This is a genomic window from Desulfosporosinus sp. I2 (assembly GCF_000960765.1).
Taxonomy (GTDB): Bacteria; Bacillota; Desulfitobacteriia; order Desulfitobacteriales; family Desulfitobacteriaceae; genus Desulfosporosinus.
This window is the reverse complement of the sequence record NZ_JYNH01000150.1, coordinates 1-11,374: the sequence shown is the minus strand read 5'-3', so window position 1 is coordinate 11,374 and position 11,374 is coordinate 1. Positions and strand designations below refer to the sequence as shown.

The following is an 11,374-nucleotide window of genomic DNA, read 5'->3' as shown; positions in this document are numbered from 1 at the left end:
GTTATTCAAACTTCTTACTTGAAGAAGATGATTCGCTCATGATTTATTTTGAAACTCTTGCGAGTTTCTCTCATTGGCTGTCCTTGTTGTTTAGTTTTCAAAGACCATGACTCGAACAGGGATGTTCGAGATTAGAGCAGCGCCATGGATGGCTAGCTGCCGTGATGGTCTGGGTGTCACCGGAGCCCGAAGACACTGTCTTCGCACGTATTAACCATCTTGCAGGATGGCGGGAGGTGACCAAAGACCATAATCTTTTTGGCCGTTTAGGCCGGAATTACATATTAGCATTTTCAACTCTCGTTGTCAATAACTAATTTTCATTTGTTTTGATCAATTCGCTTAAAGCCTTAACTTCTTGCAGTTTCGATCGTAGTGCGTTATGTGGCACTCAGCTATAATACCATTTTCAGCATATGCTGTCAACAACTATTTTAACTGACATTATTCTCGGCCTCCGAAGCCTCCGAAGCCTCCGAAGCCAACATTATAGGGGTTTGCGCTCCGTTCTATAACGGCAGCTTTTGATTTTTATACGAATTTTATACTCTGAATAAATTCTGCATTAATGAGTTCGCTACCTTTTTTCGTTTCAACTTCAAACCAATTTTCATTAACATCAATAATTTTTCCTTTAACATTAGTGCCAAAAGAACCAGTAGATATCAGGCAACTCTTCCCGATATAGCGTTTAATCAGCTCGTTTGTCATCTCTACTACTCCTTTCCTCTTCCTACTTTTAAATATTACTGCCTTATATGCTGCTCGTTGTTGCGGTAGAACGATCATAAATATAATGAACAATGGTAGATAAATCGCAACCCAGGATCCTGCGTTCACTAAACCTCCTCCTTCTTAATATCTATCTATTTATTGAATACCTTCGACCCAACTTACAACATACTCTGTATCTTGTAGTGTACTTATGTTCCCTGGATCACTGTTATGCCATTTTCCATCAACACCTAATTCATTAGCTGTTAGTTCAAAATGACACATGGCAATCCCCATATCAACTCTTTGTAAATCATTAGCCAGAGCTTTTGCATAACCCTTAGTATGCTGGAGGTAGAAATGAATCTTATTAGCATCTTTGACAATCCTCCACGGTTGTTTATTAGAAGCAGAGGGTGCCAGCCGAACCATCTCTAAAGGAGTTACGTATCTGCCAGCTTCTGACTCAGATAAGGGATGATTGAAGTTACCACTGAAGAACAGTTCTTCCCATCCTTTCCTTTGATTTGACCCGGCTGCAAATCTCATGGCTGATTCTAGAAAACTTTTATGATTGCTGGGGTACCCAATCGGTGAGATACAAGGCAATATCTCGTGATCTTTTTGCTTAATTGCTTTGGCAAACTCGCTCTTTTTAAACGTCCCCCCCAGCCAACAAGTGCCCAAGCCTAATGACGTAGCATATAAAATTAATTTCTCTAGGGAATATCCAAATTCCTCTAGATCTTTGTCGGCCTTTTCGACCACAGCAACAACGAAACTCGACGCACCCTTAATCACTCCATAAGTCCCAAGCTTAGCCTTGGAATCTTTCAACGCAAAATCTCTTTCGATCAGTTCGAATCTGACAGTCCCACCAAATGGACCGCTAAGAGTCGAAAAGAATCCTCGTAAAGTTTGACTTAAATCGGGCGTCAGGGGTTGCGCTAAATAAGTACGGACAGATATTCGCTGTTTAATAATTTCAGTAATCGTCGTTCCAAATAATTGTTTATCCGTCATCATAATACCTCCTCGTATAATCTAGTTCCTGCACCACGAGTCCAACGACTATTTGTGAGCATCCTAAACTCATCATCCAATCCTTAAACAATAATTATAACAAATTATGGAGATGCTTTAAACGTTTTTTACAAACTGCCTGTTTTTTTACAAACTACAATGTTCATTTCCAACGATTTCAAAGGCTAAAAAAATAGACCCCGGTTCAATACCGAAGTCGTCAAGCTTGAGATTAACAACATTTATTGGGGGCCTAGGTATAAGATAAGGGAGGAATTGCCTTCTTCTCAGATTTCTTTTTCTTCTTTTCCTTGTTCTTCGGACTTTTATCGCCCATATAAAATACCTCCAATCACAATATAACTCTAGTATTACAGGTAAAACATCTTTCCATACATAAGTTCAACGCCCATTATTCATCCCAAATAATAGGTCATACACCCGTAACGCGGAGGGTCGTATTAATTTACCATATTGTTCCTTATTTATAAATTGTGCATACTATAGGGTATCACTGGTAAGGGAGGAAATACAAATGGCATTTGGAAACGTTGATGGAGTAGGTTGCGGTTGCGGAAAAGGCTTTGGTGCTGGGATCGCTGCAGTTGTAGTAATAATTCTTCTTTTGATCGCTATGGGAATCGTATTCTAAATCAGAAAGGTGGAACTTCTTATGTACGGAATGGGTTATGGTGGAATGAGCGGGGCATGTTGTCCTCAACCTGTTGCCCCAGCTGTTGCTTGTGGTGGTTATGGCGTAGGTGCAGGTGTAGGTGCAGGTGTAGGCGTAATTGCTGTAGCAATTTTGATTCTTATCGCATTAGGCGTTATCTTCTAAAAATAGCTTCTTATAGTTTAGATTAGACTACCAAGACTAACAATAGATCTTTAAAAGGCTATCACTTCACAACGTGATAGCCTTTTAAAGATCTATTAGGACATTCGTTAGGTAGTAGCGGTTTTTAAGCACGTACTGCAACTATAGGTTATTAAGGCCTAAAAACCTGAGGTTTTGGACAATATAAACGATGACATAGTTATTTTAAACTTTTGACATACTTTTGACAAAGATTCTTACTATAATTCAATCATAAGTTAACTTAATCAATGAAAAAGGAGTGAATTGAAATGAAAAACATTAAATCTTACATTGCAGCCGCCACTATCGTCGGACTCTTAGGGGTAACCGGAACTGCTTTCGCTGCTGTTACCGGTAAGACTACAGCAGAAATCACAGCAGGCTTGACTGGAAAAACCGTAGAACAAGTAATTACAGAAAGAGCAACAGGAAAAACCTACGGCACTATTGCTGACGAAGCCGGTAAGTTAGACGAGTTCAAAGCTCTGACTCTTGAGCAAAAGAAATCAATCCTTGAACAAAGAGTGGCTGATGGTAACCTTACGCAGGAGCAAGCAGACGCTATCTTGAACTCAATAAAAACGAATCAAACTACCTGCGACGGAACTGGAAGCGCTCGAATAGGGAAAAGCATGGCAGCAGGATTCGGACAGGGACAGGGAATGGGTCTGGGGAAAGGCCAAGGTATGGGGTATGGTGCAAGTCAACGTAATGGAGGCGGAATGGGCAGAGGATCTTTCTAAGCAACTAAAATGAACCGTATAAGTATACTAGAGCCAAGAAACTATCAAAAGTTTCTTGGCTCTAGTTCGCTGCAGTTCACTGCATTTGCTGAGGTATTTTAATTCAAGTAGAAGGCCCATGGGAGGCTTTCTTGCACCCCACCTTATTGAGTTATTGTTTTTTTTATAACTAAATTGGCAATCATACTAGCATTTAAACGTATGTAATTCACCAAATTAGAATCTATTTTATTTTGAACGGCCATATTGGTCATAACTACCAATGTCTGTTCAACAGATAATCCGTTTCTATAAGGTCTATCTTCCTTTAATGCGCAAAAAATATCCGCTACTGTGATAATGCGAGCTCCCAAAGTAATTTTATCCATTGATAGCTTGCACGGATAACCCTCAGCATCTAATGATTCATGGTGCTGAGAGACCCAGGAGGCAATTAAATTGAATTCCTCAATTTGTTCAAGAATACGAAAGCCGTAATATGGATGTTGTTTAATAAGGTCAAATTCCTTAACTGTGAGCTTTCCTGGTTTAATCAGAATTTCATTAGGAATCGCTAGTTTTCCCAAATCATGAAGTAAACCAGCCAGATAAAACATTTAAATCTCTTCTTGCTTTTTATTAATTAGTTCATACTTTTCTAGCTTCGGTTTCAATCTAACAATTTTCTCGAAAAAGGAGTAAAAAATATGATAATATTAAAAGCAAAGGCAAAAAGGCTCTACTAAAAACGGCCACTAGAGGTGGAAGAGTGAATAGATTGGAACTAGAACAATGAAATCATATACTACATACACGATCGTAGAAGAGCATCAGGGCCTGACGGTCGAGGTCTACTTAAAACAGGTTCTGAACTATTCGGGACGGAAAATTCAGAAGTTGACCCGCCAAAAGGGAATTGTTCTGAATAAGAAAACCGTTTTCTTGCAGAAGAAGGTTAAAACGGGAGATATTTTGCGCGTGCTGACTCTTGATGACTTATCCTACGGGGTAGAACCGGAGCCAGGACCCATTGAACTATTGTATGAAGATGGCTATTTAATAGTCTTGAACAAACCCTCTGGTCTCTTAGTGCATCCGGCAGGCCAAACTTCCCGGGGCACATTAAGCAATTATCTCGCTCATTATTATCAACAACAAGGAGCGATCTACACAGTTCGTCCCATACACCGCCTGGACAGAGAGACTTCGGGGTGTGTTGTATTTGCCAAAGACAGCAATACCCAAACCCTGTTAGATGATTTTCTAAAGGAAGGAAGCCTGAAGCGTACTTATCAAGCCGTGGTAAATGGGATTGTGGATCCTCCGGTTGGAACAATCAATGCGCCAATCGGCCCACATCCTACCAAGCCGAACCGGCGCGCGGTTAACCAAAGAGGAGACGAGGCCATAACTCATTACAAGACGCTTCAGAGCTTTTCCGGAGCTTCCCTGTTAGAACTGACTCTGGCTACCGGCAGGACACATCAGATCCGTGTTCATTTATCCTATCTTGAACATCCCATTATCGGGGACAGGATGTACGGAAAAGGCTCAGCTCTTATTTCTGGACAAGCCTTACACGCCTTTTCTTTGCACTTCCCACACCCGGTTGAGCAACGTGAAATTGCGGTTAAAGCTCCGTTTCCAACAGATTTTTTGCGAGTACTTGAGCATTACTCCGGGTAAAACATGCCAAAAATTTACCTCAAACTCGCTTTCATAACCTGAAAGAGGGTGGGTGAAAACTCAGTCCCCCAAATTCTATGTTGTTACAACAATCAAAAACGTCCCATTCACTCAATAAATGGAGAGGACGCTTTTGTTTTTTTGTTATAGAAGCATAAGTGGCGATGTTAGTTTTCATCTTATCCCCCGCTTGAAGGACTGATTAACACCAACTCATCCCCGTCCTTGAGTACCACTGAAAGACGCTTATTGCCACTAATATGCTGTTTATTGATAAACATAATTACCTGCAATAGCTGCTGTTCTGAGATGTTTGGGCAGCCGTGCCTGATTTCATTTAACACTTGTCTTACTGTACCTTCTTTGACATGTAGCTGCCTAATATTATAGTCAACACTAATCAACCCAAAAAATTTAACCGTTATCATACACTATAGTCTTCCAAACCCAGCTTTTTTAGTTTACGTTTTGTGGGCACACCCTGTTCATCCCAGCCTCTAATTTTGTAGTAGTCCTTAATCATCCCTTGCAGTTTTACCTTACTGTCAGGATCATCTGCCCTTTGAAGTTCACTGGTAAGCCTCTTGGGCAGGGTATCGTCACTACCCTTCAGACCTTGCCTAAGGTTGATAATTCTTTCTAGATTATAACCCCTTTCACCTGTCTTAATAAAGCTTCCTATAGTCGTTTTAAAGCCTGTCACTGATTGAATTGAATAGGGATGTGGCAAGATACCTTTTATGTTAAAACTCATTAATCCGGTGTGGTTATGTAAAAAGCCTACTAACCATCCAAACGAAGGGATTGCCTTGTTAATAAACCTTACAAGATTGTTATTTGGATTTTTAACCAATATCTCTGGTAATAAGGAATAAGTGGAAAATAGACAAGTACCACCAGAAGATACTACCTCCATCAAATCTTGAAAGAAGATTGCATAGGCTGCTTTTCCCCTAGCTTTCTTTCCACTCACGTCCAGCCCCAGTCCTTCAAGCACAACAAGATAACCTCCGTTTAAGTGACAACCACCTCTGTTTGCTGTTGCATATCCTAACCCCATTCCCTGTGCTGCACGCGGTTCATAAGCAGCGATTTCAAGTCCTTTGACATTCATGGCAAAATCACTTCCGCCATATTTATCGGAAATGCGTTTTGTTCCTTCTGCCAATTCATCGCCGATTCCTTGACGAGTTGCTACTTTTTCCACTAATTCCTCTAGACTCGAGCAGTCGCCAAAGGTCAAACCATTATTCCATAAGCCTTTTTGATTGAGCTCCATTGCAAACCCAACACTACTGCCAAAGCTAATCGTATCAAGTCCATACTCATCGCATAAATGATTTAGGTTTAAGATACTTTGCAGATCATTGTTTAGTAAATTGCTTCCTAGCAAACCCAATGTTTCTACCTCAGGTCCTTTAACCTCTTTTCCATAAGCTTTAACCACCCGACCACACTGAATTGGGCAAGTTACGCAACCCTTGTTTTTTATTAAATGATCCTGCCTTAAGGTTTCACCATTAATCTTTTCAAAGTCGTCATAACTGCCCCTTGAATAATTCTTAGTAGCAAGTTGATTGCGAAAATTCATCATACTAACAAGCGACGCCGTTCCCAGCTTTGGCAGCTGTTCGCCGGTCAGTATATGCGATTTCAGCTTTTTAATCCAGTTCAGGTTGTGTTTTTTAAAATCTTCTTTAGCAAACGTTTCTATACTCTCTTTTCCACTGGCCACAATCCCTTTAAGATTTTTAAAGCCAAACACGGCACCAACTCCGCCACGCCCTGCTGCACGCTCATCACTAATCACAGCTGCATACCTGACCATATTTTCGCCTGCAATACCGATGACGAACTTCCCTTTATTTTTCCCACCCAGCAGTTGTTGGGTCTCGCTAGTATTCTTGCCCCATAAGTGTTCTGCATTTTTAATTAAAATTTCTTGATCCGTAATATCAACATAGACCTTTGCTTGACTTTTTCCGCAAAGAATTAGCCCATCATACCCCGCTCGTCTCAGGTGCAATCCAAAGCTTCCACCGCAATTTGAGGAGACTAGAAGACCAGTCAACGGTGAAATTGTAGACACATTAAACCTGGATGAACACGGTGACGTAGAACCGGTAAGAGGTGAAGTAGTAATGACAATTATGTTTTCCTCAGAAAATGCTTCCACCTTGCTCTGCAAAGAATCATAAATAATTTTTGCCGCCAGCGTTTTGCCTCCTAAAAACATTTCTCTGTCCTTGTCAGATACGGGGTAGTCCACAACGATACCACTGCTCAAATTAATCTTAGCAATTTTCCCAGCGTAACCAAACATACTATCTACTCCTTAATACAATAATAAATGGCCGTGATATCCTCTTCAGACATAATCTTTGGCACAGGATAAAGTGGGTTACTTTCTGCCAGAGCACGTTTTACCATCAAAGGAATATCACTTTCAACAATACAGTCCACCTTATTGGGAATCCCCATCGTTTGGTTAAGGTTCTTAATTGCTTCAATAAACTTTACTGCTTTTTGTTCACTGCTGTCGCTGAGTGCACTTAAACCAACCAAATCAGCCAGTTCTGCTAAAGATTTATGTGCCGACTTACCATAATACTCTAAAACATACGGTAAGATAATGGCATTCGCTAGTCCATGAGGTAATGAGTAAAATCCACCCAGCGTGTGTGCGACCGCATGGACATAACCAACATAAGCTCGTGTAAAGGCTAAGCCTGCCAAAAATGAAGCCTGTTGCATATTCCTCCGTGCAACAAGGTTGCTGCCGTTGGAATAGGCTTCGAAGATGTTTTCAAAGATTAACGTTACCGCTTCCCTACTGTACTGTTTTGTCTCTTTTGTGTTACTTCTACCAATATAAGCCTCAACAGCATGTGTCAAAGCATCGATCCCGGTTGTTGAGGTAATATGCGGTGGCAGATTAACCGTAAGCACCGGGTCAAGTACAGCATAATGGGGAATCAGTGAAGTGTCATTGATTGCATACTTTTCATGAGTCTTGCTGTCAGTTATAACTGCAGCAATTGTGGTTTCACTCCCTGTACCAGAGGTTGTTGGAATAGCAAATAGAGGAGGGATTTTCTTTAGAACCTTAAATACCCCCTTCATCTGAGAAATGCTCTTTTGGGGTCTGGCTACACGTGCACCGACCCCCTTTGCACAATCAATAGGTGAACCACCACCAAAAGCAACGATACCCTGGCAATGATTAGCTTTGTACATCTGTAGTGCGTCTTCTATGTTATCAATAGTTGGGTTCGGAACAGTTTCTTTATACACAACAAAGTGAACACCCTCATCGGTTAAACCTTTAAACAGTTCATCCATAAGTCCAAGTGAGGCAATTATCTTGTCAGTTACAATCAAAACGCTGTCGATATCCTTACTTTTTATGAGCTTTGGTAGCTTATTCAAGCTGTTTGCTCCTCGAATTAACTCCGGCTTACGCCAGGGCAGTATGTATGAAACCAATTTGAAAGCACTTTGATAAGCCCTACAATACAATTGATACATTATAAAACCCCCTCTTCCACTTTTACGGTATGGAATTTTACCGATACTTTTTTACCATAAATTCTTCTAACCTTCTAGATACCTCCTTCATTATTCTTGTCAGTCGTCCGACCGACCGATTAGGAATAAAAGATTTATTGAACCTTAGATAATATTTCTGCTATACCGCCAATTGGGATTTCTTCCTCGCCAAGCCTCCACTGAATTGTAAATCCATCAAGTGCTGCTAGTATTATATAAGATAATACTCCATAGTCGACTGTTCTATCGTTCAACACCTTTCTCAAACCATTTTCCAGTGCAATTCTCCACTCCTTATATTTTTCCCTGAATCGCTGCTTAAGAGGTTCATTACTTGTTACTGCATCACTGATAAGATAAAGATGTAGCTTACCTCTGGTTTCAGCCGTTGATATTCTTTCAAACACCACCTTTAATATTTCCTCCGGTGCGATATTATGCTCAATATTATCAATCCAGGATAAAAGTTCTTCAGTTATTTGTTTAAGATGAATATCCGCAATGTCATAGATAATATCATTCTTATTGGAATAGTAATAATATAATGTTCCTTTGCTTATGCCCACTTCTTTTGAGATATCGGCCAGACTGGTATTTTTGACACCCTTCTGAGCTATCAATTGACTGGCTACATCAAGGATACTTTGTCGAGTACTTATGATTTGACCCTCAGTAACTTGATTACTCATTTTTCACCCCATATGTCGGTCGTCAGACCTAATAATTACATCCTTATTCTTTTTGATCGACTCGTTCAGCTAAAGCTGAACATTGAGACCTCAATTCTACTGACAATTTCCACAAAGAATACACCCACTACAATGAAATTATTCGCGGTGAACCCGAGAATAATTTCATTATGGTTTTCGATAAACATTTAGACCGATCTTGATATCTTCTTTCTCTGGTATTGATATATTTCCTTCAGTCGAGGCAATAATTATGCTTTTCCCCGAAGCTGATTTACCAAATTCCTTGGAGATATCAACGGTTATAGTCAATACATTGCCATTCAACTTCATTTCACAATTTTTCATAAAATGTTCCTCCCTCTTAAGCAGTTCCACGATTTACCACTACTAAATTATGATTCTAGATAAGCTACAATAATTCCTCCATACAATTACGGTTCTAACAAAAATTTGAAGAAATCCTTCTTCCCTCGTTACCATAAGCCAATAAGTTTCCAATACGCTAAACCAATTGTGAGATAAACGAGAGTTGCTAATAAGGTTACTATAAAACCTATCTTCCACCAAGCTGTTTTTTCCACATAACCTGTGGCCATCAGTAAAGGCCCTAAGCCATTCCCATAATGCGTCAGAGCTGAGGAAATTACCATGAGAAATGCAACCAGGAACGTGGCTGGATACTTTGGAGCCCCAGTGACTGCTACAAAACTGAAGATAACCGGTGCAAAGGTGGCAACATAACCGAGGAGTGACGGGAAAACATAGTGTGGAATAATCGCCAACAACGCAATGATCACAAACGTGGTAAACGTACCGATACCCTGAGGTAGAGCATCTTTCATCACTATGGTCAACCACTTGAAGAACCCAAGTTTGTCAAGGGCTGACGATAATCCAATAATTCCACCGAACCAAATCAAAATTCCCCAGGTCTCATTCGAATCAGCGATATCCTTCCATTGGATCACATCGGTTAGAATCATAACGGTGACCCCGAGAAACGCAACTAGCGTCGTGTCAATTTGTGACATACTACTAGTTGCCCATAATAACAGACAAAGGAAAAAGGTTACCCCGGCAATCATCTCCTGTTTCGTGACTGAGCCTAGGCTACTAAGTTGTTCACGAGCCATTTCTCGAACCTCTTCTACAGAGATTAATTCAGGGGGATACAGCTTATAGACTATGTAAGGAAGGAGAATAAACACAAGAAAACCAGGAACGGCTGCTAGTGTCCATAAACCCCAGCTCACTTGAACTCCTAAAATTTGCGCAGCGAGTTTCATGGAAAGGAGGTTCGGACCCATTCCCGTCATAAACAAACTTCCCGCCACCATATCCATCATATAGAGCAAGACCGTGAGATAAGCGCCTAGCCGACGAGGGTTCTCATAGGGTTTAGATCCGACGACCTCAAATATTCCTTGGGCCAAGGGATAGACCAATCCTCCCACCCGTGCCGGGGCTCCGGGAATCGTCGTTGCCAGCATGAGATCAGTAACCCCGAGAACATAACCCAGCCCCAGACTACTTTTACCAAATGCTTTGATAAGCATGAGTCCCACACGTTTTGCTAACCCACTTTTTTTAAACCCTAGGCTCATCATAATAGCCACCACAATTAGCCATACAGTAGTATCTGTATAGCCTACTAAAACATCTTTAAGAGGGACGACAAACAGACCGGCAGCCGACACTCCGACAAAAATAGCACTTGCTTCTGGAAGTCCTTGCAACATCAGCATAAGAATTGTTCCTACAAAGATCCCAAATAACTTCCAAGCTTGTAGTTCTAAGCCTCTTGGTGCCGGAATTATAAAAAAAGAGGACTGCAAACAAGATGGGGATGAGGATTTTAAGAGTTCGCCCGCTCAATAGACCTCGATTTGTCGGAACCTTGATGGTCTGGCTCATATACTCACTTATCCTTATGTTTTCTAGTTTTAACTAGTTCTTTCAACATCTCACTTGTCGACTTCCTTCATAGGCTTCAATTGGAAGTTGCGCGAAATTCAAACTCGAAAACTGCCTTGACACATATTGTTGTAATATTTTATCATATTTTATAGTATTACATTGATGAAAGGTAAAGAAAAACTGTGGAAAAGGTTGATGTTCTTATTATAGGA

Annotated in this window: 12 protein-coding genes; 3 read left to right on the top strand and 9 right to left on the bottom strand. The window is 40.7% G+C overall.

What is annotated here, in order from left to right; all coding sequences use genetic code 11:
- Positions 1-531 precede the first annotated feature (531 nt).
- Entirely contained in the window at positions 532-840 is a 309-nt protein-coding gene (locus UF75_RS21785; protein WP_045576656.1) for a hypothetical protein, read from the bottom strand.
- A 30-nt stretch (positions 841-870) separates the two neighbouring features.
- On the bottom strand, positions 871-1,737 hold the full coding sequence (locus UF75_RS21780; protein ID WP_045576655.1) for a nitroreductase family protein: 867 nt from the start codon (positions 1,735-1,737) through the stop codon (positions 871-873).
- A gap of 673 nt (positions 1,738-2,410) precedes the next feature.
- On the opposite strand from UF75_RS21780, the gene UF75_RS29395 reads away from it, so the two are divergent.
- Positions 2,411-2,575: a hypothetical protein gene (locus tag UF75_RS29395; RefSeq protein ID WP_197079498.1), complete on the top strand. Its 165-nt coding sequence runs from the start codon at positions 2,411-2,413 to the stop codon at positions 2,573-2,575.
- Positions 2,576-2,865: 290 nt separating this feature from the next.
- Entirely contained in the window at positions 2,866-3,339 is a 474-nt protein-coding gene (locus tag UF75_RS21770) for a hypothetical protein (protein ID WP_045576653.1), read from the top strand.
- Positions 3,340-3,482: 143 nt separating this feature from the next.
- On the opposite strand, the gene UF75_RS21765 is transcribed toward UF75_RS21770, so the two are convergent.
- A complete protein-coding gene (locus UF75_RS21765; protein ID WP_052693523.1) occupies positions 3,483-3,935 on the bottom strand; it encodes an HD domain-containing phosphohydrolase in 453 nt (150 codons plus the stop codon).
- A gap of 175 nt (positions 3,936-4,110) precedes the next feature.
- Between UF75_RS21765 and UF75_RS21760 the strand changes: the two genes are divergently transcribed.
- Complete coding sequence (locus UF75_RS21760; RefSeq protein WP_045576652.1) at positions 4,111-5,004, top strand: RluA family pseudouridine synthase; 894 nt, start codon at positions 4,111-4,113, stop codon at positions 5,002-5,004.
- A 179-nt stretch (positions 5,005-5,183) separates the two neighbouring features.
- Here UF75_RS21760 and UF75_RS21755 read toward each other — a convergent pair whose 3' ends face one another.
- The 6 genes from UF75_RS21755 to UF75_RS21730 form a co-directional block, all read right to left on the bottom strand.
- Complete coding sequence (locus tag UF75_RS21755; protein WP_045576651.1) at positions 5,184-5,432, bottom strand: MoaD/ThiS family protein; 249 nt, start codon at positions 5,430-5,432, stop codon at positions 5,184-5,186.
- Positions 5,429-7,327, bottom strand: coding sequence for an aldehyde ferredoxin oxidoreductase family protein (locus UF75_RS21750; protein ID WP_045576650.1), 1,899 nt, complete (start codon positions 7,325-7,327; stop codon positions 5,429-5,431). The genes UF75_RS21755 and UF75_RS21750 overlap by 4 nt, the downstream gene beginning before the upstream one ends.
- A gap of 5 nt (positions 7,328-7,332) precedes the next feature.
- Entirely contained in the window at positions 7,333-8,532 is a 1,200-nt protein-coding gene (locus UF75_RS21745; protein ID WP_045576649.1) for an iron-containing alcohol dehydrogenase, read from the bottom strand.
- 134 nt (positions 8,533-8,666) lie between these two features.
- A complete protein-coding gene (locus UF75_RS21740) occupies positions 8,667-9,242 on the bottom strand; it encodes a TetR/AcrR family transcriptional regulator (protein ID WP_045576648.1) in 576 nt (191 codons plus the stop codon).
- Between the two features lie 168 nt (positions 9,243-9,410).
- The gene (locus tag UF75_RS21735; protein WP_045576647.1) at positions 9,411-9,590 is read right to left on the bottom strand and encodes a hypothetical protein; all 180 of its coding nucleotides are present in this window, start codon (positions 9,588-9,590) and stop codon (positions 9,411-9,413) included.
- Between the two features lie 128 nt (positions 9,591-9,718).
- Positions 9,719-11,080, bottom strand: coding sequence for a DASS family sodium-coupled anion symporter (locus UF75_RS21730; RefSeq protein WP_242860380.1), 1,362 nt, complete (start codon positions 11,078-11,080; stop codon positions 9,719-9,721).
- Between the last annotated feature and the right edge of the window lie 294 nt (positions 11,081-11,374).

Bases quoted from the DNA above. Each gene is read 5' to 3' on its own strand.
- UF75_RS21780 (WP_045576655.1), bottom strand. From the start codon at position 1,737: ATGACGGATAAACAATTATTTGGAACGACGATTACTGAAATTATTAAA.
- UF75_RS29395 (WP_197079498.1), top strand. From the start codon at position 2,411: ATGTACGGAATGGGTTATGGTGGAATGAGCGGGGCATGTTGTCCTCAA.
- UF75_RS21770 (WP_045576653.1), top strand. From the start codon at position 2,866: ATGAAAAACATTAAATCTTACATTGCAGCCGCCACTATCGTCGGACTC.
- UF75_RS21765 (WP_052693523.1), bottom strand. From the start codon at position 3,935: ATGTTTTATCTGGCTGGTTTACTTCATGATTTGGGAAAACTAGCGATT.
- UF75_RS21760 (WP_045576652.1), top strand. From the start codon at position 4,111: ATGAAATCATATACTACATACACGATCGTAGAAGAGCATCAGGGCCTG.
- UF75_RS21755 (WP_045576651.1), bottom strand. From the start codon at position 5,432: ATGATAACGGTTAAATTTTTTGGGTTGATTAGTGTTGACTATAATATT.
- UF75_RS21750 (WP_045576650.1), bottom strand. From the start codon at position 7,327: ATGTTTGGTTACGCTGGGAAAATTGCTAAGATTAATTTGAGCAGTGGT.
- UF75_RS21745 (WP_045576649.1), bottom strand. From the start codon at position 8,532: ATGTATCAATTGTATTGTAGGGCTTATCAAAGTGCTTTCAAATTGGTT.
- UF75_RS21740 (WP_045576648.1), bottom strand. From the start codon at position 9,242: ATGAGTAATCAAGTTACTGAGGGTCAAATCATAAGTACTCGACAAAGT.
- UF75_RS21735 (WP_045576647.1), bottom strand. From the start codon at position 9,590: ATGAAAAATTGTGAAATGAAGTTGAATGGCAATGTATTGACTATAACC.